Below are 23783 nucleotides of genomic sequence, written 5' to 3' on the forward strand. Positions count from 1 at the left end.
TTCATGCTGACGCGTCGACTGATACGCGCATACGCGCTTTATACGCTCGGGTTTCTCGGCTTCGTGCTGCTGATGTGGCGGATCGAGCGCGCGACCGGCTCGGGCGTCTGGATCGGCTACGTGTTCCTGTTCGTGCCGATCGCCGTGTACGCGGTGATCGGGTTGTTGTCGCGCACGTCCGATCTCGTCGAGTACTACGTGGCCGGGCGGCGCGTGCCGTCCGCGTTCAACGGGATGGCGACGGCGGCCGACTGGCTGTCGGCCGCGTCCTTCATCGGCCTGGCCGGCTCGCTCTACGCCACCGGTTACGACGCGCTCGCGTACGTGATGGGCTGGACGGGCGGATTCTGCCTCGTCGCGTTCCTGCTCGCGCCGTATGTGCGCAAGCTCGCGCGCTACACGATTCCGGATTTTCTCGGCACGCGTTTTTCGAGCACGGCCGTGCGCGCGCTCGCGGCCGGCGCGGCGATCCTGTGTTCGTTCGTGTACCTCGTCGCGCAGATCCAGGGGATCGGCCTGATCGCGACGCGTTTCATCGGCGTCGATTTCGCGATCGGGATCTTCTGCGGGCTCGCGGGCATTCTCGTGTGCTCGTTTCTCGGCGGAATGCGCGCGGTCACGTGGACCCAGGTCGCGCAGTACATCATCCTGATCAGTGCGATCCTGATTCCGGTCTCGCTGATCGCGATGAAGAACGGGCTCGGCCCCGTGCCGCAGTTCAATTACGGCACGCTGATGGAGCGCGTCGCGGCGCGCGAGGCGCAGGTGCGCGACGCGCGCGACGAGCAGCAGGTGCGTGATGCATACCGCCGGCAGGCCGCGGATATCCAGACGCGGCTCGACCGGTTGCCGGCGTCGTACGCGGATGCGCGCCGGCATCTCGTCGACCAGCTCGCGGACCTGCGGCGCCACAACGGGCCGCTGCGCGAGATCAGCCTGCGCGAGCGCGAGTTGGCCGATTTCCCGCGCGATCCCGCGGCGGCGCGCGTGGCGTGGACGCAGGTGCGTGACGACCTGCTCGCGCGGGCCGAGCCGCCCGTGCCGATGCACGAGCCGTTTCCGGCCGCGAGCGAGGATGAACGCAAGCCGCGCGAGCGGAACTTCCTCGCGCTGCTGCTGTGCCTGTCGCTCGGCACCGCGAGCCTGCCGCACATCCTGACGCGCTACAACACGACCACGTCGGTCGCGTCGGCACGGCGCTCGGTCGGCTGGACGCTGTTCTTCATCGCGCTGTTCTACCTGAGCGTGCCGGTGCTCGCGGTGCTGATCAAGTACGAGATCCTCGCGAATCTCGTCGGGCGGCCGTTCGCCGAATTGCCGGCGTGGGTTACGCAGTGGCATCACTTCGAACCCGACCTGATCAGTGTCGTCGAGGTGATCCGGGACGGCATCGTGCACTGGTCGGAAATCCAGATGCAGCCGGACATGGTGGTCCTGGCCGCGCCGGAGATCGCGGGGCTGCCGTACGTGGTGTCGGGGCTGATCGCGGCCGGTGCGCTGGCGGCGGCGCTGTCGACCGCGGACGGGCTGCTGCTGACGATCGCGAACGCGCTGTCGCACGACGTCTATTACTGCATGGTCGCGCCCGATGCGTCGAGCCAGCGGCGCGTGACGATTTCGAAGGTGCTGCTGCTGGGGGTGGCGCTGTTCGCGTCGTATGTCGCGTCGCTCAATACCGGGAAGATCCTGTTTCTCGTCGGCGCCGCGTTTTCGCTGGCGGCGTCGAGCTTCTTTCCGGTGCTGGTGCTGGGGGTGTTCTGGAAGCGCACCACGACGCGCGGCGCGATTGCCGGGATGGTGACCGGGTTGGCGGTGTGCGTGTACTACATCGTGTCGACTTATCCGTTCTTCACGCAACTGACCGGGTTCGCCGGGCGCCCGTGGTTCGGGATCGAACCGATCAGCTCAGGCGTGTTCGGCGTGCCGGCGGGGTTTGCGGTGGCGATCGCGGTGAGTCTGTGCGACAAGCGGCCGGATGAATACACGCGGGCGCTGGTGGATTACATTCGGCACCCGTGATCAGCGGGGCGGGGGGAGCGCGTATCGACGTGCGTCCGGAAACGAAAATGCCCGCTGGCGCGGGCATTTGAATCCTGGCGGAGAGAGGGGGATTCGAACCCCCGATAGGCGATTAACCTATACACGCTTTCCAGGCGTGCGACTTAAACCACTCATCCATCTCTCCGGAAGACCGAGAGTATAGCAAACTCTGGCGGCAGCCCGCCACTCCCTTCGGCGCCCGTCAGAAATCCGTCGTCATCGACAGCCACACCGAGCGCGGGTCGCCCTGCGTCAGGTATCCGCCGATCGTCGACGACCAGTACGACTTGTTCGCGACGTTGCGCACGGTCGCGCGGAACGTCGTCTTCTTGCCGAACACGTCCGTCGCGTAACGCGCACCGAGGTCGAAGCGGTCCCACGCCTGGATCGACATCGTATTCGCGACGTCCAGGTACTGCGGCCCGGTGTGGATCCAGCGCGCGGTCAGCGTGAGCCCGCGCAGCATCGGCACGTCGTATTCGGCGCCCGCGTTGAGCAGGAACGACGGCACGCCGATCGGCCGGTGGCCGTCGTACGTGCCGCCGGCCGTGTTCTGCAGTGTCGCGTCGAGGTACGTGGCGCCGGCGATCAGCCGCACGCCTTTCCACGGCTCGCCGTACACGGCCGTCTCGATGCCGCGGTGCCGCTGCGTGCCGTCGGCGCCGAACAGGTTCGTCGCCGGATCGGTGTACGCCATCGGCTTCTCGATCTGGAACAGTGCGAGCGACGCGCCGTACTGGTCGGTGTCGTAGCGGACGCCGGCTTCATATTGCTTCGACCGGTACGGCGACAGCGCCTGGCCCGCGTTGCGCGCGGTGTTGGGCGCGATCTCGCCCTGCGCGAGCGCTTCGCTGCGGTTCGCGAAGATCGACACGTTGCGCCACGGCTTCACGACGAGACCGAATACCGGCGTCGTGATCGCGTTGCTGTAGGTGCTGGTGACCGCGCCCGTGTAGTCGAAGTTGTCGACCGAGATCGACTGGCGCCGCGCGCCGAGCGTGAACAGCACGCGGTCGTCGAGGAAGCCGAGCGTATCGGACACCGCGAGGCTGCGCAGCCAGGTCTTCGTGACCGTGCCCGGATCGTTCATGTCGCCGCCCGCGTAGGCGGTGGGCGGCGACGCGACCGGCGCCGGATCGTAGAGCGTCGTCGGGAACGCGTTCGACATCGTGTAAGCGGACTGGCTGTCGATGCGGATGAACGACGCGCCGGCGGTCACGAAGTGCGACACGGGGCCGGTCGTGAAGCGGCCGCGCACGCCGGCCTCGGCCGACTGCGCATCTTCCTTGTGCGGCACGCTCAGGCGCGAGCCGGTCGTGCCGGACGACGAGTAGGTCGGCGTGTAGTAGTCGCCGTGCTCGTTCGTATGGCGTGCGCCGGCCGATACGTAGGCCGTCCACGCGGGCAGGAAGTCGTACTCGGCGCGCACGATGCCGACCGTGTCCTCGAGTTCGCTGAAGCTCCACGGCTGCGCATAGTTGTGCGTCGCGGACGGCACGGCGGGCAACGGGCTGCCGCTGACCAGCACGATCGGGCGGCCGTTGTCGATCCGCTGCCGCTGATACAGGAAGTCGCCGGACAGACGTAATGTGTCGCCGCGCCAGTCCAGCGACACGGCGGTCACGTTGCTGCGGCGGCGCTCGTCGTCGACGGCGGTGTCGCCGCCGCTGATCGACTGGTTCACGCGCACGCCGAACTGGCCTTCGCTGCCGAAGCGGCGGCCGAGGTCGACATGCGTGCCGAGCGAGCCGGATGTCGCGCCGTCGACGGTGACGCGCGTGAGCGGCTTGTCGTCCGCGCGCTTCAGTTGCAGGTTCACGCCGCCGCCGACCGCCGAGCCGTTTGGCGATGCACCGTTCAGGAATGCATTCGCGCCCTTGAACACGTCGACACGCTCGACCGCATCGGTCTGGACGAGCTGCCGCGGCGTGACGCCGTACAGGCCGTTCAGCGACACGTCGTCGCCGGCGAGCGCGAAACCGCGGATGACGAACACCTGCGAGAAGTTGCCGTAGCCCGATGCGCTGCGCACGGCCGGATCGTTGTCGAGCACGTCGGCGAGCGTGCGCGCCTGCTGGTCCTCGATCAGTTTCGACGTATAGGTGGTCATGCTGAACGGCACGTCGCTCGCCTTTTGCCGGCCGAGCACGCCGAAATCCGCGCCGCGCGCGACCTGGCCGCCGGCGTAGGTCGGCGCGAGGTCGCCGGGCAGCGGCTCGGCCGCGCCGGTCACGTTGATCGACGGCAGCACGGTGGCGTCGGGCGCGGCGTTGGCGGCGGAAGTGGCCTGCTGGGCCCCGGCGGCGGCCGGGAAGGTGCAGGCGAGTGCAATGCCGAAGGCAATCGGCGTGAGACGCAGGACGGGTAACGAAAGTGTCGACATGGGACGCAAATCGGGTGTGGTCGGTGATCCATCCCAGGGCGGCAAGTCGGAATCCGGGCGGCGTGACGCGTCCGTGCTGTCGCGGACGTATTTTTATCGAGCGGCGGAGCTTAACGTAAACGAGAATCATTGTCGTTTACGGAGGGATCGGCCCACTATTTGAGATAGCTGGGTGCGGTTCACCGGCGACCGTGCACAACCGCCGAGCGGGCGTCGGGGCGAGCATGCGATCATGCGAAGACCGCATTCGTCGTAACAAACCGTGCGCACCGGTTGCGGCATGGTGGCCCGATCACGACGACGATGCCGTCCGTACCGCACTCTTCAAAAGGAACGCCACGCCATGTCGCTCTCCGCCTTGCTCGCCTTTGCGCTGATCCTGTCCGTCGGTGTCGCGACGCCGGGCCCGACGGTGTTGCTCGCAATGAGCAACGGTTCGCGCTACGGATTGCGTCACGCGATGGTCGGCATGCTCGGCGCCGTCACCGCCGACGTCGTGCTCGTCGCGCTGGTCGGGTTCGGCCTCGGCGTGCTGCTCGACGCGTCGGAAACGGCGTTCGTGACGCTGAAGCTGCTCGGTGCGGCGTGGCTCGCGTATGTCGGCATCCGGATGCTGATGTCGAGCAGCGGGGCCGCGGCTGCGCAGCCCTGCGTGCCTGCGACGCCCGATCGCCGGAGCGCCTTTCTGAAGAGCTTCTTCGTCGCGATGAGCAACCCGAAGTACTACCTGTTCATGTCGGCGCTGCTGCCGCAGTTCGTCGACCGGTCGCATGCGATCGCGCCGCAGTACGCGATTCTCGCGGCGACGATCGTCGCGATCGACGTGATCGGGATGACCGGTTACGCGCTGCTGGGCGTGCATTCGGTCCGCGTATGGAAGGCCGCGGGGGAGAAGTGGCTGAACCGGGTCAGCGGATCGTTGCTGCTGATGCTCGCGGGGTACGTTGCGCTGTATCGCAAGGCCGTGCATTGACGCGGCGGCGCGGCGGGGAAGCATCGTAGCCTCGTGCCATCCGGACGAGATGACGTCGGCCGAGGATCGGCATTTCGGCCGCGACGTTCGCCGGTATCGACGGACGATGGGATTCACGATTCGTGACTTGGCGGTGCAGTTCGTCCGGCCCGTATCGGGAGTGCGGCACGGACGGGACCGACACCGCGACGACGCTCGAGGGGCGCGGGACGGGATCGGCCGACTTCGAAAGAAAGTGAACGGTTGAGCCCGTTGCGCGCCGTGCAAAAAGGATTCTAAATCCTGTCAAAAAGCCGTCACCAACCTGACAAATTTGCTATGCTCGCCGAAAACCAGACGGGCGGCACTCCCAGGACGGACCAGCGGGCGTGATTGCTCGCCGAACAACGAAGTCAAACAAAATCCTGAGAGTCACGCTGTGAATACAGCCGAATTACTACGCACGTTTGCGTCGGGGGTGGTCGATCAGAACAATCGACCGGTTCGCATGAACTGGGGGCCTGCCCAGAAAACGCTCGAGCAAGTGCTTGCGCTCCAGTATGCCGATATCCGGGAAGGGCTGATGACGGGTATCGAGGGGCATCTGACCTGCGTGTCGGCACGGGCCGATCTGCCGATCCGCAGCTTCATCGGACTGCCGGTTTCCGTCGAGATGACGACCGATCGCGGGCGTCTTCATCCCATCAACGGCATCGTCACCGACGTCCGCACCGGGCAGTCGGACGGTTCGCTGACCTGCTACCAGCTGACGATTCGCGACGTGCTGTCCGTGATGGAGCGGCGGACCAATTCGCGGTTGTTTCGGTCCAAGAGCCTGCCCGACATCCTGGGTGTGCTGCTTCAGGAATGGCGCCAGCGCAGTTCGGCGCTCGCGGGCGCATTCGAGTTCGACCTGTCCGGTCTGCAAGCCGCGCGTTACCCCGCTCGTGAACTCACGCGGCAGGTCAACGAGTCGGACGCGCACTTCATCCGGCGGCTGTTGCGACGGGACGGGGCGACCGTATTCGTCAAGGCGGGGAAGGCAGGCGAGCGGGCGAGCGGCCAAGCGCACGACACGCCGGTGCATACGCTCGTCTTTGCCGATGACTCGATGAAGTTGCCGGAGACGGTCGCCGGCACGATCCGATACCATCGCGACGCCGCCACCGAGGCGCGCGACTCGATCACGCTGTGGGCGACGAGCCGCCGATTGATCCCGGGCAAGGTCGTCCGGCCGACGTGGGACTACAAGAGCGGCCGGATGTCGCAAACCGAGCAGGCGACGATCGTCGATCAGGGCGACGGCGGCAACGACCTCGGGCATTTGCTGGCCGACGTCGTCATCGATATCCCGCATGCCGGGGATTCGTCGTCCGATCTCGACCGGATTGGCAAGGACCGGATGCTGGCGCATGAACTGCGTGCCGAATCCGTCGACGGCGTGAGCAATGTGCGTGATCTTGCCGTCGGTCACTGGTTTGCGCTCGCCGAGCATCCGCAACTCGATACGTTGCCGGCCGAACAGCGGCAGTTCGTCGTCACGTCGCTTCATCATTGCGTGCGCAATAACCTGCCGAAGGAACTGAACGAGCGCGCGCAATCGCTGTTCGCGGCAAGCCGCGTGCTGTTCAACGCGGTGCCGGCCGACCTGAGCGGCAAGCCGGGCGACGAAAGCGACAGGCGCTACGAGAATACGTTCTCGTGCGTGCGGCGCGGCGTGCCGCTGACGCCGGCCTACGATCCCCACGTCGACTTGCCGCCGGTTCATCCGATGACGGCGGTCGTCGTCGGGCCGGAGGGCGAGGAGGTGTTCTGCGATGAAATGGGCCGCATCCGGGTGCGGATCCAGGGGCTCAGCGCGGACGATCATGCGCACGCGCAGGGCGCCGGCACGAGCGGCACGCCGTCCGACAGCGCGCCGGTGCGCGTCGCCTGCGCGCTCGCCGGGCCCAGCTTCGGCGCGAATACGTTGCCGCGCGTCGGCATGGAAGTGCTGATCGGCCATATCGGCGGCGATCCGGACCGGCTGGTCGTGATGGGTGTGCTGGCCAACGGGCCGAACATGCCGGCGACCTTCAGCCATACCGGCGCACTGCCGGGCAACCGCTATCTTTCCGGCACGAAGACGAAGGAAATCAAGGGGCAGCGCTACAACCAGATCCGCTTCGACGATACGCCCGGGCAGATCAGCAGCCAGCTGGCGAGCGAGCATGCGTACAGTCAGCTGAACCTCGGCTATCTGACGCAGCCGCGCGACAACGGGCAGGGTACGGCGCGCGGCGAAGGCGCGGAGTTGCGCAGCGATGCGCACGTGGCGATTCGCAGCGGCAAGGCGATGCTGATTTCGGCCTGGGAGCGGCTGCGCGCGAGCGACGGCCACCTCGCGCGCGACGAGTATCTGCAACTGATGCAGGAATGCGTCGAACTGTTCAAGAGTCTCGGCGACTATGCGGGCCAGCATCAAGGCGTCGCGCCGGATACGCAGCCGCACGATGCGCTCATGACCACGGTGAAAGGCTGGCCGAATGGCAAGGCGTCCGACGGCGGTGAGTCGTCAGGCGCGTCGATGGCCGCGATCGGCATCACCGCGCCGGCCGGCATCAGCATGGCGACGCCGAAGACCGTGACGACCCATGCGGGCGGCAACGTCGATGTCGTCGCGCAGAACCACCTGCAGTACACGAGCGGGCAGCGGATCAACCTGCAGGCCGGGCGTGGCGTGGCGATGTTCGCGCACAGCGAGGGCGTGTCGGCGATCGCCAACCAGGGGAAAGTGGCGCTGCAGAGCCAGAACGACGACACGCAGATCGATTCGGCGAAGAACATCCAGATGACGGCGGGCGGCGGCAAGCTCGCGGGCATGGCCAGCGAGCAGGTCGTGTTCGTGACGTCGGGCGGCGCGTACCTGAAGCTGCAGGGCGGCGATATCGAGCTCGGGTGTCCGGGGAGTTTCACCGTCAAGTCGGCGTCGCATACGTGGGCCGGGCCGGCGAGCATGAGCGCCGACTTTCCGAAGTTCGACCAGGGCTCGCTGGGGCGGGTGCCGAAGCTGGTCCGGGCCACCGACGGACAGCCGGTCGAGGGCATGGAAGCCGAGGTGCGAAAGGCGTCGGGCGAATTGATCAAGGGGAAGACCGACGCGCAAGGCAAGCTGGCGCCGGTCAGCAGCGACCAGTTCGAACAATTGGCGGTTCGCTTCTTCAAGTCGAGAACCTGAGCCGAGTCTTCAAGAAAAACAACATGTTCAACTACAACTTTGCGCAGAACCCGGGCGGGCAACCGTCGACGGACGACCCGTCGCAGACTCCGGTGGGTGGTGGACTGGGGACGACGCTGTTCAACCGCAACGACCTCGAGTGCGTGATGCAGATGCCGCTGCCGGGCGTCGTCATTTTCGTGCACGGGGTGAATTCGGAAGGGGAATGGTTCCAGGAGGCCGAGAAGGGGCTGTGTGCCGGGTTGAACCGGCGCATGGGGCGTTATGACGATCAGCTGTTCCATTGGGGGCCGGTGGCCGGGCAGATGACGCCGGTCAGCTATATCGAAAGCCTGACGCCGGACGGCTTCCTGAATCCGGAAATGTCGTCGAAGACGTACATCAAGCCCGATCCGTCCTTTTCGCCCGTCATCCACTTTCGGTGGGGCTATGCCGCGAATGCGCAGGAGCTGAAGGAGTATGGCGACAAGATCATGCTCAACGAGAAGAATTACTGGGGCGGTGGTCCGTTCGCGGGCGGGTGTTCGAGCCTGCCGGATCTGTGGAACGACGGATTGAACGATCGGCTCTTTCTGTGGCTGACCGTTCAGCACATGAACAGCATCGGCAATCGAAAAATCTACTCCACGCCGCCGCGCACTTACGGCGTGCTTGGCGCGCTGCGGCTGGCACGCCTGGTCGAGTCGATCCGCAAACGACAGGCCGACGCGCCGATCACGATCGTGTGCCACAGCCAGGGAAACATGATCGGCCTTGCCGCCGCATTCCTCGGCGACCGGTTGCCCGAGGTGACGGATCAGTGGGGCAAGAAAGGGCGCTGCGTCGCCGACACTTATGTGCTCGCCAATCCTCCGTACAGTCTCGTCGAGGCCAACATGACCGACTCATGGGCCCAGCGCGGGGTGCGCGACAAGAACGGGCACGTGGGGCGCGAGACCTATGTGGCGCGCAAGGAGACGTTGAGGGCGTACTTCGATATCCTGCGTGCCCGGGCCGAGCTCGAGATGCCTGCGGAGGATCTCGATCGCGCGATGGAAAGCGCGAGACCGTCGAAGGATGGAGGCAAACCGTATAGCGCAGCCAAGGACCGGGAGGCGCATGGGCTGTACCAGAAAAACACCTACGGAAGAGTGACGCTGTACTGCTGCCCGCACGATCAGGTCATTTCCGCCCTGACCGTTCAGGGAATCGGCTGGCGCGGGATGAGTATCGATGAAATCAGTGCGACGAACGCGTGGGGCGTTTTTTCGCAACGCGTGTTCGCGTCGAATTTCGAGGTGGGCGGAGAGAGCAAGCTCTATCGGTACTGGCAGGATGACTGGCGCAAGGACAAGAACCAGAAGGAAGGTTTCTGGTATCCGCCATCACCACCGGCGCGGTATGGTCTTGGACGAGGGATGCATTCCAATGAAGGGTGGATCGCGAAGATTTTCACGCTTGCAACGAGTCCGGTCTTCTACCTGTTCAATTTGACGGACATGGCAGTCAATGCCGAGCCACCGAAAAATTGGGAAATCCCGATTACGGCGCCGATGCTCGACAAGGAAACGCGCTTCCTCCCGCAGGCGTTGCGCTACGGTAAGCCGTCGGGCGCTTGCGATGCGCAAGGGAAACCGATTGAGGAAGGGCGCTTCAACGAGGGTTACGATCCGCCGTCGGCTGGGCGTGACGCCAACAAGGAGAACAAGCGTGATGACGATCCATACGACAACTTCGACGCGAAGTCGGAAACATTCAAGACCGAGGGTGATGCGCTGAAGGCGCAGGGGGACGCGGCGTCCGAGGCTGCGCAGCGGTATGAGGATCATTCCATTCTTCGGATGGAAGCGAGAAGGTCCGGAAATCGCCGCTGGGTCGACAAGGAAGGGAATGTGATCGGGGAGGACAATCCGGAGGCAGCGAGTGCTGACTATACCGAATGGCGGAACAACGAGATATTCCAGATTCTGAACGGCGGGGACAAGAATAACCCCACTAACCATTCGACCATCATGACCAACAAGGATCATGCTGAAAGGGCGTTGGCTTATGATGTGGCAATTGGGCTTTGTTATTTAACTGAAGATGATTTCAAATATCTCAGAATCCAGGCTGATTGGAGATTTGCCAGTGATTCCAAGAAGGGTGATCCTAATTTTCATTTGATGGATTATATAAATACCGGCAAGCACGGCGACCTATTTTTGCCTGACTGGGTTAAAAAAGACGAAAGTGCCGCAATGCCGGGGAAAATACATGACGAGCGAGATGGTGGCTTTTTCATGAAGTTGGGAGGTATTTTATGAAGGCGGTCATTGCCACCTGGCCGCGTCGAGTCGGAGTTGCGAGCCTTGCGTTGTTTTTTGCTTTAGGGGCGTCGTTTTTGATATTGATTTCGTCTGGCAAGCCGGCAGGGGAGTTATTGGGTATGGGTAATCTGTTGAAACGATTGGTGTTGGTCCCGGGGCTCGTGGCAATCATGGTGTTTGCGTTCGCAACAGTGATTGCTGCTCCTCGCGCGATGGCCGCCTCATCGGCCGATAAGGCAGTCCCGATCGCTGGGGCCAGTTCATCCAAGCCTTTCGTTGCGCAGGTTGTAGGCCTTGGATGGATGAATCCCCTCCAGCGCAGGGACTACCCTACCGAGTGGCAAATATTGTGGACGCTTGGTCTGGTCAAGCCAAATGTCAACGATGATATGGTTAGAACGAATCCGAAGAAATATTCGACGTTGCAGGCAATTTCCATTGTCGCGGATGGTAATGGAGGAGGTGAATCTTTTGCTGGATTTTATGAGAAATATGTCGATAAACTATTGTTGCTCTTCCGAGCTCCATATTTTACGGGTGAAGATTATTTTTACACCGTGAGCTCGGATGACAAAAGAAAGTGGCGTGAGCTGGCTGGCGTGCATGTGGAGTTGGCTATTCCTTCCGAACGAATTGAGCCTGCATCGGCTGCGTCATATCTGCGTAATCGCATTGTCAATATATTCGAAATCGGCAACCCGTCCGCAAAGAATCTATGGAGTCGCGACACACCGCCGGATGTGCACGTGACGACGGGCCACGGCAATGCCGGCTTCACATCGCTGAACGCCGCGCTGGACTATCTGGCTACGCATCCTGACAAAAGCGCGTGGGTGATGAACTGGGATGCACCGAGCTTCCCGCCGAACGACGAACAGATCAACGAGAACATGGTGGTGCTGTTCCTTGCAGGCCCGGATCTGAAGACCGAGCGCGAGCCGCTGGCGTGGATCGGTAAAGCCGCTCGAAGCAACGTCAAGGATTTCGACGCAAAGCAAGGCGCGAGTCGCGCGGTGCAGGCATGGAAGTCGACAATCGATACGGCGGCGAGTAATGCTGGCGTGCCGGTGTCGTCGGTGAATTACATCGTGCACGATGCGGGCAAGGGCAGTGATGCTGCGTCGACACGCATTGCGTCCCTGTCGCAGACGTTGACGGAAGTACTGCCGGAATACGATTTCCGTACGCAGACCTTCAATACATCGGCGTTGCTCGGTGACATGGGGGCCGGCGCAGCGCTGACCGATGTGGTGCTGGCGATCGGGCGAGCGAATCACCTCGGGGGAAATGTACTCGTAGCCGGAACGACCGACGCCGAGCACCCGACAGCGGTGGTGGTGGTCGCGCCTTCGAAACTGACGCCGATCGATGCAACTAAGAACTGGTTTCGCGCACGCGGCGGAAACAACGCCTATCTACCTTGGTGGGGACGTCGTCACGATGCGAGCCCTACGACTCAAGGCTATTCAAAATAAGGAACACGCATGCGCGGAATCATTCGAGTCGGCGACGCAACGAGCCACGGCGGTCAGGTCGTGACCGGCAGCGCGGTCAGCGAAGTGATGGGGCGGCCGGTCGCCCGGCGCGGTGATACGTGTATCTGTCCGATCGCGGGCCATCAGGCCTGCTTTATCGCCGAAGGCGATCCGCAGGTCATTGTCGACGGGAAACCGGCTGCATTCGATGGACACAAGACGTCGTGCGGTGCGACGCTGATTTCGAGCCTGGCGTCGTCCGGGCGGGAATGAATTGCCGGACCGGCGCGCGGGGGTGGCCGGTTCGATCGGGGTATTCATGCACTGCTTCACTCTTGCCAGACGTATCGGGTGCGTCTCGATCGTGATGGCGACATTCTTGTCGAGCCCACCATTGCGGGCTGAGACGCGCGCCGCATCGACGCAATCCGTCGAAGGTGCGTCTGCCGCGCCGTTTGTTGCCCAAGTTGTCGGACTTGAATGGCTCAATCCGCTGCAGCGTCGTGACTATCCGACGGAGTGGCAATTGCTGTGGACGTTGGGCTTGGCTTCTGCGAACAAGAATGACGATATGGTGCGCGCCAACCCTAAAAAGTACTCTGCCGTTCAAGCGATCTCAATCATTGCGGATGGCAGCTCTGGACGTGAATCATTTGGTGGATTTTACGAGAAATATATCGACGAGTTGCTCGTATTGTTCCGTACTAGATATTTTACCGATTCCAACTATTTCTATACCGTGAAACCTGGTGACAGAAGTAGATGGCGTGAGCTGGCTGGCGTGCATGTTGAACTGGCAATTTCTGGTCGTCTTGATCCCATCAAGGCAAAGGCATATTTGCGTGATCAAATAATCAGCACGTTCGAGATCGGAAATTCATCGGCAAAAGATCTGTGGAGCCACGACACACCGCCGGATGTGCACGTGACATCGGGGCAGGGGAATGCCGGCTTCACGTCGTTGAATGCGGCGCTGGACTATCTGGCCGCCCACCCCGACAAAAGCGCGTGGGTGATGAACTGGGATGCGCCGAGTTTCCCGCCGAACGACGAACAGATCAACGAGAACATGGTGGTGCTGTTCCTTGCCGGCCCGGATCTGAAGACCGAGCGCGAGCCGCTGGCGTGGATCGGTAAAGCCGCTCGAAGCAACGTCAAGGATTTCGACGCAAAGCAAGGCGCGAGTCGCGCGGTGCAGGCATGGAAGTCGACGATCGATACGGCGGCGACTAATGCAGGCGTGCCGGTGTCGTCGGTGAATTACATCGTGCACGACGCGGGCAAGGGCAGCGATGCTGCATCGACAAGAATTGCATCGCTGTCGCAGACGCTGACGGAAGTACTGCCGGAATACGATTTCCGTACGCAGACCTTCAATACGTCGGCACTGCTCGGTGACATGGGCGCCGGCGCGGCGCTGACCGATGTGGCGCTGGCGATCGGCCGAGCGAATCACCTCGGTGGAAATGTGCTCGTAGCCGGAACGACGGACCCCGAGCATCCGACGGCAGTCTTCGTCGTCGCGCCGTCGAAGCTGACGCCGATCGACGCCGGCAAGGACTGGTTCCGCGCACGCGGTGAGAACAACGCGTACTTGCCGTGGTGGGGGCGCCGTCACGACGCGCGCCCTGCGTCGCAAGGCTATTCGGAGTAAGGAGCACGCATGCGCGGAATCATTCGAGTCGGCGACGCAACGAGCCACGGCGGTCAGGTCGTGACCGGCAGCGCGGTCAGCGAAGTGATGGGGCGGCCGGTCGCCCGGCTCGGTGATACGTGTATCTGTCCGATCGCGGGCCATCAGGCCTGCTTTATCGCCGAAGGCGATCCGCAGGTCATTGTCGACGGGAAACCGGCTGCATTCGATGGACACAAGACGTCGTGTGGTGCGACGCTGATTTCGAGCCTGGCGTCGTCCGGGCGGGAATGAATTGCCGGACCGGCGCGCGGGGGTGGCCGGTTCGATCGGGGTATTCATGCACTGCTTCACTCTTGCCAGACGTATCGGGTGCGTCTCGATCGTGATGGCGACATTCTTGTCGAGCCCACCATTGCGGGCTGAGACGCGCGCCGCATCGACGCAATCCGTCGAAGGTGCGTCTGCCGCGCCGTTTGTTGCCCAAGTTGTCGGACTTGAATGGCTCAATCCGCTGCAGCGTCGTGACTATCCGACCGAGTGGCAATTGCTGTGGACGCTCGGGTTGGTGAAGCCGAACGCCAACGACGACATGGTGCGCACAAACCCCAAAAAATACTCGACCTTGCAGGCGGTTTCCATCGTCGCGGACGGGCGGCGGGGGCGTGAGTCGTTCGCGGGTTTTTACAAGAAATATGTGCGCGAACTTCTCGTGTTGTTTCGGACGCGCTACGTGATGAACCCCGATTATTTTTACACCATCGGCTCGAAGTACAAGCGGGAGTGGCGTGAACTGGCGGGGGTGCATGTCGAACTCGCACTTCCTGCCGGCCGTCTCGACCCGGAAGGCGCCGGAGCGTTCTTGCGCGACGAGATGGTAAATATGTATGAAATCGGCAACCCCTCCGCAAAAAATCTATGGATCCGCGACACACCGCCCGACGTGCACGTGACGTCGGGCCACGGCAATGCCGGCTTCACGTCACTGAACGCCGCGCTGGACTACCTGGCCGCGCATCCCGACAAAAGCGTGTGGGTGATGAACTGGGACGCGCCAAGCTTCCCGCCGCAGGACGAACAGATCAACGAGAACATGGTGGTGGTGTTCCTCGCCGGCCCGGATCTGAAGACCGAGCGCGAACCGCTGGCCTGGATCGGCAAGGCGGCGCAAGGCAGCGTTCAGGATTTCGACGCGAAGCAAGGCGAGGGCCGCGCGGTGCCGGCATGGAAGTCGACGATCGACGCGGCGGCAGCCAATGCGGGCGTCGCGGTCTCGTCGCTGAACTACGTTATCCACGATGCGGGCAAGGGCAGCGCGGCCGCGTCGTCAAGGGCCGCGTCCCTGTCGCAAGGGCTCGCCGAAGCCGTGCCGGAAAGCGATCTTCGCGGCGAAACCTTCAACACGTCGGCCCTGCTTGGTGACATGGGGGCCGGCGCGGCGCTGACCGATGTGGCGCTCGCGATCGGCCGCGCAAATCATCTCGGCGGCAACGTGCTTGTGGCGGGCACGACGGACACCGAACATCCGACGGCCGTGGTGGTGGTCGCACCGTCGAAGCTGACGCCGATCGATCCCGGCAAGGACTGGTTCCGCGCACGCGGGGAGAACAACGCGTACTTGCCGTGGTGGGGCCGCCGCCACGACGCGCGCCCGGCGTCGCAAGGCTACTCGGACTAGGGCGCGACGCCCGCGTTAAGCAATCTGTAACAATCAGCGGAATAGCGACAGGCTAATTCTTTCAAAATACTTTCCATTTCTCTCCGTCGGCGTGTGCCGAGAATTCCGGATTCATGCTCCATCAACGCATATGTCCTTACATTGCCGGAAGCAGTATCGAGATGGCCGTCGTATATATTACAAAGCGTATGGAAATTGAAAGACTTGCCTGGCTTGACGCGCCGCACCGTCGCCATTTATTGTCCGTCTGCCGCCCGTGAGAGAGCACGGCGGCAATCGCGGAAGCGCGCGTTGCGCGCACGACAACACACGTAGCAAAAAGCAGAAAAGGAACGTGGTAGCCACATGAAGCCGCTATTCGACGACAACAAATCCGATGCGGTCAGCGATCGTCCTTCCATGCCGTCCTTGTCGCCCGTCGCCGGGCCAGCCGCCGTCGCCAACGTCGTCGTGCCGGCAGCGCAGCCGACGGAACACGCGCGCCTGATCACCGTCGACGAGATCGACCAGCTCGGCGCGACGCAGGGCACGCGGATCGCCGCCTTCTCCCAGCAGATTCTCGCAAGCGTCCGGGCGTCGGACGCCGACCAGTTCGGCGACAAGCTCAACGAGCTGATCGCGACCGCGAAGGGGCTCGACCCGCGCGGCGCCGACAAGGGCGGGCTGCTCACGCAGGTCACGCGGCTGTTCCGCTCGACCAAGGAGAAGCTGCTGTCGCAATACGAGTCGGTGAGCAAGCGGATGGATACGCTCGTCGTCGAGCTCGAAAACCATGCGCAGCGCCAGAAGGCCGGCATCGACGAGCTCGAGCGGATGTACAACGACAACTACGCGCTGCACCAGGAGCTCGCGCAGTCGAAGGCGCACGGCGAAACGGCGCTCGCGGCGCTGCGCGCGCATCTCGCGGCCGGCCAGCAGCCGGCGGACGATGCGTTCGCCGCGCAGCGCCTGCTCGACGTGAAGCGCAAGGTCGACGCGCTCGAAAGCAAGCTCGACGACCTCGACCGCGCGATGCTGATGTCGAAGCAGCTCGCGCCGCAGATCCGGATGGAGCAGGACCAGAAACGCACGCTGACGTCGAAGTTCATGACGATCAAGACCGTGCTGATTCCCGCGTGGACCAATGCGTTCGCGCTCTACCTCGAGCAGCTCAGCACCAAGCGCGCGGCGGCGCTCGCGAACGCGACGTACGACGCCGCCGACGAGGCGATCCGCGCGCAGGCCGACCTGAATCGCCAGAACGCGCAGGAAGTCGCGAAGCTCGGCCAGCGCCCGGTGATCTCGACCGACACGTTCGAATACGCGCAGCAGCAGCTGTTCGGCGCGTTCGACGACATCACGCAGATCATTGCCGACGGCCGCCGCCAGCGCGAGCAGGACGCGCCGCGCCTGCGCCAGCTCGAACAGGACTTGATCACCCGATTCGCTCCGAAGCACAACTAAGAGAACTGAGAGAACACCGCATGATTACGCTTGAGAAACGCGCGGCGAAGGTCGCGATCGTCCTCGAAAAACGTCAGATCCTGAAGCCGCCGGTCGTGCGCGTCGGCGCGGCGCTCGACATCTCGGGCTCCGCGAAGCCGCTATACCAGTCGGGCGTGATCCAGGAGACGCACGACCGGATTCTCGGCATTGCACTGAAGTTCGACGACAACGGCGAAGTCGACACGTGGACCTTCACCGAAGGCTACGACCGGCTGCCGACCGCGACGCCGGACAACTACGGCTCGTACATTTCCGATCATGTGCTCAACGCGCGGATCGACAAGTGGGGCGGCACGCAGTACGCGCCGGTGATGAACGACATCGTCGATTTCTTCTTCCGCGTGCCGGAGCCGAAGCGCGAAGAAAAGCGCGGCTTCCTGAGCCGGCTGTTCGGCGGTGCGGACGACCCGTCCGCGCCGGCCGCCTCCGCGCCCGTGAACGGCCATCTGCCCGCATGGGTGCTGTTCGTCACCGACGGCCAGAACCCGAAGAACGACCGCAAGCGCGTGCGCCAGTTGCTGACCGAATCGCAACATTTCCCGCTGTACTGGTCGCTCGTCGGCGTCGGCGATCCGAGCGAATTCGACTTCCTCGCGGAAGTCGCGGACGAAATGCCGAACGTCGGCTTCCTGCATCTCGAATCGCTCGACCTCAGCGACGAACAGATCTACGAACAGCTGATCACGCAGGAATTCTGCGACTGGGTGCGCGCGAAGTAAGCGCTGCCCGCCTGCCCATTTTTCTGAACTCGATTACCCCATCATGTTGAAAGACTTCAAGATCCCGTTGTCGCTCACGGCGCTCGCGCTGATCGCGGCCTATCTCCTCGGCGGCGTGAAGGACATGCTGATCGTCGCGGTCCTGTGCGTGCTCGAAATTTCGCTGTCGCTCGACAACGCGGTCGTCAACGCGTCGGTGCTGAAGAACTGGTCGGAGAAGTGGCGCAACCGCTTCATGGTGTTCGGCCTGCCGGTCGCGGTGTTCGGCATGCGACTCGTGTTTCCGCTGCTGATCGTCGCGGTGATCGGCCATATCGGTCTGTGGGACGCGCTGACGCTCGCGATCGAATCGCCGGACAAGTACGCGGCGGTGCTGACGTCCGCGCATCATGAGGTATCGGCGTTCGGCGGCGCGTTCCTGCTGATGGTGTTCTTCAAGTTCATGCTCGACACCGAGAAGGACGAGCACTGGATCGGCTTCCTCGAAGGCCCGATGCGCCATCTCGGCCGCATCACCGCACTGGAAGTGGCGCTGACGCTCGCGATCGTGATCGTCGCGTCGTTCTACGTGCCGGCGACCGAGCAGGTCAGCTTTCTGCTCGCGGGCGCGTTCGGCGTGATCGGCTTCGTGATCGCGCACGGCGTGGGCGACCTGGTCGGCGGCGAGGACACGGGCACGCGCGTGGTGCGCGAAGGCGTCGCGGGGTTCATGTATCTGGAAGTGCTCGATTCGTCGTTCAGCTTCGACGGCGTGATCGGCGCGTTCGCGCTGTCGAACAACATTTTCCTGATCGCGCTCGGTCTCGGCGTCGGCGCGGCCTACATCCGGGAGATGACGCTCGTGCTGCTGAAGAAGGGCACGCTCGCGCAGTACCGCTTTCTCGAGCACGGCGCGTTCTGGGCGATCGGCGCGCTCGCGACGATCATGTTCCTGGGCGTGAAGTTCGAGGTGCCGGAGGTCGTCACGGGCCTGATCGGCGCGGCGATGATCGCCGCGGCCGTGTGGTCGTCGATCGTCGTGCAGCGCAAGGAAGACCGCGCGGCGGTGGCGGGCAAGTAAGTGCGCGTCACGCGGCGCGAACACCATCAACGAAGGGGCCGCCGTGTGCGGCCCGGCATCGCCGCCGGCGCTACGGCGGTTCCAGCAGAAGAGGTTCAGATGATCAATTTGTCGAAAGGCGGTCGCGTCAACCTGTCGAAGGAAGCGCCCGGCACGCAGAAATTCCGCATCGGTCTCGGTTGGGACGCGAACGCGACGGACACCGGCACGGATTTCGATCTCGACGTGTCGGTGTTCCTGTGCAAGTACGACGCGCAGAGCAATCCGAAGCTGATCTCGGATCAGCATTTCGTGTTCTACAACAGCGAAGTGCGCACGATGGAGCGCAAGGAAACCTTCATCCAGCCCGGCGACGACTTCCCGAAGCGCGGGATGCCTTCGTCGAAGTGCCTGGGCGTCGTGCATAGCGGCGACAACCGCACGGGCAGCGGCGACGGCGACGATGAAGTGATCTTCATCGACATGACGAAGCTTGCGGCCGACGTCGAGGAAATCTCGGTGGTCGTGACGATCGACCAGGCCGAAGCGCGCCGGCAGAATTTCGGGCAGGTTCGCAACAGCTACATCCAGATCGCCGACGAGGTGTCGGGCGCGGTGATCGCGAAGTACGCGCTCGAGGAAGACTTCTCGATGGAGACGTCGGTGCAGGTCGGCAGCTTCTATCGCCGCGACGGCCACTTCATGTTCAAGGCGGTCGGCGCGGGCTACAACCGTGGCCTCGGCGATTTCGTCCGCGCGTACGGCGGCGCGGTCTGACTGGCGGCAGCCCGGCGCGCGGAGCACCGCGGCGCCGGGCAGGAAGCAGCGATGACGAATCCGTCCGACGAGCCGAAGCGGCTCGAGTTCGATACGACGCCCGAGCGCACGCCCGGGCGTCTTGCGTTCGACGCGCCGGCCGCGCCCGCTGCGCCGGTCGCGCGTGCGCCGGCGCGGCCCGCCCCGCAGGCGCTCGAGTTCGGGCCGGCGCCCGCGTCCGATCACGCCGTGCGTGCGGCGCCCGCCGACGCAATCGGCCGTGCGCTGTTCGGCGCATCGAACCATCCGCAGCTCGAAGCGTGCTTCCGCGCCGCGCAGGCCAGCTTTCCGAATCTCTATCCCGACTACGCGCCGCGCATCGAGCGGCATATCCGACAACTGGTGCCGCTGAAGCTCGCGACGGTCGCGACGATCGGCGACGGCGCGCTGGAGACGGCCGGCAACCTCGTCGAAGCCGTCGCGGCGACGACGCGCGAATTCAACGAACTCGGCGCGGCCGACATGATGGCCGGGATGCTCGCGCAAGCGACGCGCAAGGCCGGCATGTTCGAACGCTGGTTCGGGGCGGCGTCCGGCCATGTCAACTATCGCGCGGCGCTCGGTGCGCTCAAGCAGTCGCTCGGCTTTTTCCCTCGCCGTACCGAGGAACTCGCCGCCAAGGTCCGCCATGCGGAGGAAAACCTCGTGGTCGTGCTCGCCGCGCTGAGCGCGGTGTCGGACGTCGTGCGCGCGCCGGACGATGCGGGCGTCGAGCGCACGCTGTTCGACCGCCGCAACATCGTCGGACAGGCCGTCCAGCAGATCCGGATGCAGCCGGCGCAACTGCGCGGGCTCGACGAGCGCGTGACCGACCTGCTGTCGCGTGCCGATCACCTGATGAACGTCGTGCTGCCGGCGGCGCTGGCCGCGCGGCCGTCGCGCTGAGCGAACGATGCGACCGCACGCGCTGCGGCGCGCGCAGTCGCGTGTCGGGCGCGACGGTTTCGCGCGGGCGGCCGCGAGTCTGCTATCTTCCCGGGCATCTCATCGCTTTCCCGCCGATTCTCCATGACCGACCGCATCGTCGCCGCCTTCGATTTCGACGGCACCATCACGACCACCGACAGCTTTCGCCATTTCGTCCGCCAGGCGGTCGGCACGCCGCGTTTCGCGTGGGCCGGGCTGCGCGCGCTGCCGTGGATCGTCGCGATGAAGGCCGGGCTGCTGTCGCGCGGCGACGCGAAGGCGAAGTTCGCGTCGTTCGCGTTCGGGCCGATCCGCGAGGACGTGCTCGACGCGCAGGCGCGCCGGTTCGTCGATAGCTATCTGCCGAACCTCGTGCGTCCGGAAATGCTCGAGCGTGTCCGCGAGCATCGGGCGCGCGGGCATGAAGTCGTGCTGGTCAGCGCGTCGCCGTCGCTGTATCTGGAGAAGTGGGCGAAGACGGCCGGCTTCGACGCCGTGCTCGCGACGCGGCTCGCGTTCGAGCGCGGCGTCTTCGCCGGCCGGCTCGACGGCGAGAACTGCTGGGGGCCGCAGAAGGTCGTGCGGCTGCGCGGATGGTGGGGCAGCCGGCCGCCGAAGCAGTTGTTCGCGTATGGCGACAGCCGTGGCGACAAGGAAATGGCCGAACTCGCGAACTGGTCGTGGATCCGCGGGCAGGGGCCGATGCCGCCGATCGGCGAGTGACGAGGCGCTGATGCCGCGCGCCGCCGGCGTTACGCGTCGGCCTGCGCGTGGTGTGTGCCGCGAGACGGGTGATAGCCGCCCCAGCGATTCGCACGGGCGAACGTGCCGACGTCGTTGAAGCGCACGCCGACTTCGCGCAGCGCCGCGTGCGCGGTGCGGGCGGTCAGTTGCCGGATGTAGAACGGATCGCGCACCACGAAGTGATGGATCGCGTGCGTGCTGCCGAAATTGAAGCAGAACAGCTGGAACGGCAGCATCCACCACGGGTTCAGCACTTGCGTCTGCTGGATCACGTTGCGCGAGTCGATGTCGCCGAAATAGTGCATGTTCGAGCTGACGAAGTTGATGCAGAAGCTGCGCACGAAGTTCGGCCCGAGCCACACCACCGCCAGGAAATCGACGACGCTCATCGCGCGTTCGACGACGGCCGGCACCGTCACCGCGTAACCGAACGCATGCAGCGCGAACAGGCCGACGTGATAGACGATGAACGCGTGCCACAGCGTGTAGTACAGGTGACCGACCGGCATGTACGACGACACCTGCTCGATGCGCAACTGCAGGCGCTCGGACGGATCCTGCACCGGCTGCGCGGCCACGTACTGCTTCACCTTGCGGCGCATCGCGGCCGGCCGCAGCACGACGGCGAGCATGCCGTCCGCGATCATCAGCAGGCGTTTCACGCCCCAGCGCTCGCCGTTGGTGATGCCGAATTCCTCGAGATCCGATTCGCCGCCCGACACCTTGTGGTGATGCAGGTGCATGCGCCGGCGCGTCCACGGGTTGATCGTGCCGGGCCGCGTGAGCCAGCACAGCGCCATCATCAGGTGATAGGCCCACGGCGTCTTCTTGAAGTACATCAGGTGGATCAGGTCGTGCTCGAGCTCGTGGATCAGCGACGTGACGAACGCGGCGAGCGGCAGCGCGACGTACCACGCGATCGCGCCGCGCGCATACAGCCACGCGATCGCGAGCATCGCGCTCACCGACACGGCCATCACGGTCGCACCGACGAGGTTCTGGTTGTCGAGCAGCGGAAAGCGTGCGCGGATCGCGTCGCTCGCGGCGTTCACTTCGCGGCGGACGTACGCGACCTTGTCGGCGTCGTGGCGAAAGGCGGTTCGTGCGGGTTGGCTCATCGACCGGAATCCGTGCGGAAAGAGTGGGGCGCAATGCCGATGTGACAAGCATAGGCGCGTGCCGGCGCGTATGCGAGGGCCGTCGGTGCCAATGGTGGTGTCATTTCGGGCCACGTCGGCCGGCGCTCAGGTGGCCGATGCCGTCGCATGGCTAGAGTGCGGCCGCGGTGTCATTGCGGGCCAGCGACGCTACAATCCGCCGAAACCGCTCCGGAGTTAGCCGCATGGCCCTGTCCGTTCCGGATGCCGCGCGCCAGTTGAACAAGGCGACGGTGTCGTCCGCGTATGCGCTGTTCATGCTGATGCTGGCCGAGGAGCGCGGCATCGACGGCGGTCGCATTCTCGCCGGCTCGGGCGTCGAGCGCGACCGGCTCGCGCAGCCCGATGCGCGCATCACGCCGCTGCAGCAGGCGGCGATCGTGTTCAACCTGCTCGACGCGACCGACGATCCGTCGATCGCGATCGAGATCGGCCTGCGCAGCAGCCTCACGAAAGCGGGACTGATCGGCTTCGGGCTGATGAGCTGCGCGACGCTCGGCGAGGCGATCGCGCTCGGCATCCGCTACCTGCCGACGCGCGTGCCGTTTTTCTCGGTGCGGCTCGCGCAGCTCGACGGCATCGTCGACATCGACGTGCTCGAAGCGTTTCCGCTCGGCCGGCTGCGCCAGTTCGCGGTGGAAAACTTTCTGGTCGAAACCGCGATCCTGTTCAATTCGCTGCTGTATCCGACGCCGGGCCGCACGCTCCAGTCGCGTGCCGAACTCCATTTCGAATGGCCCGAGCCGCCGTGGTTCGAGCGTTATCGCGCGCGGCTGCCGCGCTGCCATTTCGATGCGAGCGCGAACCGCATCCGCTGCGACGCCGCGCTGCTCGACGAGCCGATCGGCACCGCGAACGCGCAGACCGCGCAGATGATCGTCCAGCAGTGCGAGGCTGAACTCGCGCGGCTCGGCTATGCGGAGAGCATCGTCGAGCGCGTGCGCAACCTGCTGATCTGCGGCGAAGGCGGCTATCCGTCGGTCGACGACGTCGCGCGCGAGCTGCATGTGTCGGCGCGCACGCTCAAGCGCAAGCTCGCCGAATACGGCGCGACCTATTCGGCGCTGCTCGACGAGATCCGGCTGCGCGACGCGCTGCGGCTGCTCGAAGGCACGCGGCTGCCGGTCGACGAGATCGCGGCGCGCGTCGGCTATACCGATCGCGCCAATTTCACGCGCGCATTCAAGCGCTGGACGGGCGTCGCGCCGAGCGAGCGGCGCTGAACGCCGCACCCGCATCGGCGTGCAGGTT

At 64.4% G+C, this 23783-nt stretch carries 18 protein-coding genes and 1 tRNA gene; 16 read left to right on the plus strand and 3 right to left on the minus strand.

The window, feature by feature from the left end; translation table 11 throughout:
* Positions 1 to 3 precede the first annotated feature (3 nt).
* On the plus strand, positions 4 to 2019 hold the full coding sequence (locus DFS13_RS23385; RefSeq protein ID WP_006482756.1) for a sodium:solute symporter family protein: 2016 nt from the start codon (positions 4 to 6) through the stop codon (positions 2017 to 2019).
* 75 nt (positions 2020 to 2094) lie between these two features.
* On the opposite strand, the gene DFS13_RS23390 is transcribed toward DFS13_RS23385, so the two are convergent.
* Positions 2095 to 2185 (minus strand) — tRNA-Ser (locus tag DFS13_RS23390).
* 57 nt (positions 2186 to 2242) lie between these two features.
* On the minus strand, positions 2243 to 4423 hold the full coding sequence (locus DFS13_RS23395) for a TonB-dependent siderophore receptor (RefSeq protein ID WP_111442194.1): 2181 nt from the start codon (positions 4421 to 4423) through the stop codon (positions 2243 to 2245).
* Between the two features lie 343 nt (positions 4424 to 4766).
* Here DFS13_RS23395 and DFS13_RS23400 point away from each other — a divergent pair, with 343 nt between their 5' ends.
* The 14 genes from DFS13_RS23400 to DFS13_RS23465 all read left to right on the plus strand — a co-directional run bounded on the left by DFS13_RS23400 (position 4767) and on the right by DFS13_RS23465 (position 21354).
* The gene (locus tag DFS13_RS23400) at positions 4767 to 5396 is read left to right on the plus strand and encodes a LysE family translocator (protein ID WP_111442195.1); all 630 of its coding nucleotides are present in this window, start codon (positions 4767 to 4769) and stop codon (positions 5394 to 5396) included.
* Positions 5397 to 5814: 418 nt separating this feature from the next.
* A complete protein-coding gene (locus DFS13_RS23405) occupies positions 5815 to 8592 on the plus strand; it encodes a type VI secretion system Vgr family protein (protein WP_058901636.1) in 2778 nt (925 codons plus the stop codon).
* 23 nt (positions 8593 to 8615) lie between these two features.
* Positions 8616 to 10877: a DUF3274 domain-containing protein gene (locus DFS13_RS23410; RefSeq protein ID WP_111442196.1), complete on the plus strand. Its 2262-nt coding sequence runs from the start codon at positions 8616 to 8618 to the stop codon at positions 10875 to 10877.
* Positions 10874 to 12355 (plus strand): hypothetical protein, encoded by a 1482-nt coding sequence (locus DFS13_RS23415; RefSeq protein ID WP_012492725.1) that lies wholly within the window; start codon positions 10874 to 10876, stop codon positions 12353 to 12355. The genes DFS13_RS23410 and DFS13_RS23415 overlap by 4 nt, the downstream gene beginning before the upstream one ends.
* Before the next feature lie 9 nt (positions 12356 to 12364).
* Positions 12365 to 12628 carry a PAAR domain-containing protein gene (locus DFS13_RS23420; protein ID WP_111442197.1) on the plus strand — a complete coding sequence of 88 codons (264 nt, stop codon included), beginning with the start codon at positions 12365 to 12367 and terminating at the stop codon, positions 12626 to 12628.
* A 46-nt stretch (positions 12629 to 12674) separates the two neighbouring features.
* Entirely contained in the window at positions 12675 to 14009 is a 1335-nt protein-coding gene (locus tag DFS13_RS23425; protein WP_111442216.1) for a virulence factor, read from the plus strand.
* A 9-nt stretch (positions 14010 to 14018) separates the two neighbouring features.
* The gene (locus tag DFS13_RS23430; RefSeq protein WP_006482760.1) at positions 14019 to 14282 is read left to right on the plus strand and encodes a PAAR domain-containing protein; all 264 of its coding nucleotides are present in this window, start codon (positions 14019 to 14021) and stop codon (positions 14280 to 14282) included.
* Positions 14283 to 14304: 22 nt separating this feature from the next.
* Positions 14305 to 15666, plus strand: a complete 1362-nt coding sequence (locus DFS13_RS23435) for a virulence factor (RefSeq protein WP_309251517.1) — start codon at positions 14305 to 14307, stop codon at positions 15664 to 15666.
* Positions 15667 to 16011: 345 nt separating this feature from the next.
* A complete protein-coding gene (locus DFS13_RS23440; protein WP_006482744.1) occupies positions 16012 to 17109 on the plus strand; it encodes a toxic anion resistance protein in 1098 nt (365 codons plus the stop codon).
* Positions 17110 to 17129: 20 nt separating this feature from the next.
* Positions 17130 to 17870, plus strand: a complete 741-nt coding sequence (locus tag DFS13_RS23445; protein WP_006497777.1) for a VWA domain-containing protein — start codon at positions 17130 to 17132, stop codon at positions 17868 to 17870.
* Between the two features lie 43 nt (positions 17871 to 17913).
* Positions 17914 to 18930: a DUF475 domain-containing protein gene (locus DFS13_RS23450; RefSeq protein WP_006482747.1), complete on the plus strand. Its 1017-nt coding sequence runs from the start codon at positions 17914 to 17916 to the stop codon at positions 18928 to 18930.
* 99 nt (positions 18931 to 19029) lie between these two features.
* A complete protein-coding gene (locus DFS13_RS23455; RefSeq protein WP_006482759.1) occupies positions 19030 to 19686 on the plus strand; it encodes a TerD family protein in 657 nt (218 codons plus the stop codon).
* Positions 19687 to 19737: 51 nt separating this feature from the next.
* On the plus strand, positions 19738 to 20610 hold the full coding sequence (locus DFS13_RS23460; RefSeq protein ID WP_111442198.1) for a hypothetical protein: 873 nt from the start codon (positions 19738 to 19740) through the stop codon (positions 20608 to 20610).
* A gap of 123 nt (positions 20611 to 20733) precedes the next feature.
* On the plus strand, positions 20734 to 21354 hold the full coding sequence (locus tag DFS13_RS23465) for an HAD family hydrolase (protein WP_069353723.1): 621 nt from the start codon (positions 20734 to 20736) through the stop codon (positions 21352 to 21354).
* Between the two features lie 29 nt (positions 21355 to 21383).
* Here DFS13_RS23465 and DFS13_RS23470 read toward each other — a convergent pair whose 3' ends face one another.
* Complete coding sequence (locus DFS13_RS23470; protein WP_060264881.1) at positions 21384 to 22493, minus strand: fatty acid desaturase; 1110 nt, start codon at positions 22491 to 22493, stop codon at positions 21384 to 21386.
* 224 nt (positions 22494 to 22717) lie between these two features.
* Here DFS13_RS23470 and DFS13_RS23475 point away from each other — a divergent pair, with 224 nt between their 5' ends.
* Positions 22718 to 23755 carry an AraC family transcriptional regulator gene (locus DFS13_RS23475; protein ID WP_006486061.1) on the plus strand — a complete coding sequence of 346 codons (1038 nt, stop codon included), beginning with the start codon at positions 22718 to 22720 and terminating at the stop codon, positions 23753 to 23755.
* Positions 23756 to 23783: the final 28 nt, after the last annotated feature.

The sequence above is a fragment of the Burkholderia sp. 28_3 genome (assembly GCF_003253915.1).
Classification (GTDB): Bacteria; Pseudomonadota; Gammaproteobacteria; order Burkholderiales; family Burkholderiaceae; genus Burkholderia; species Burkholderia cenocepacia.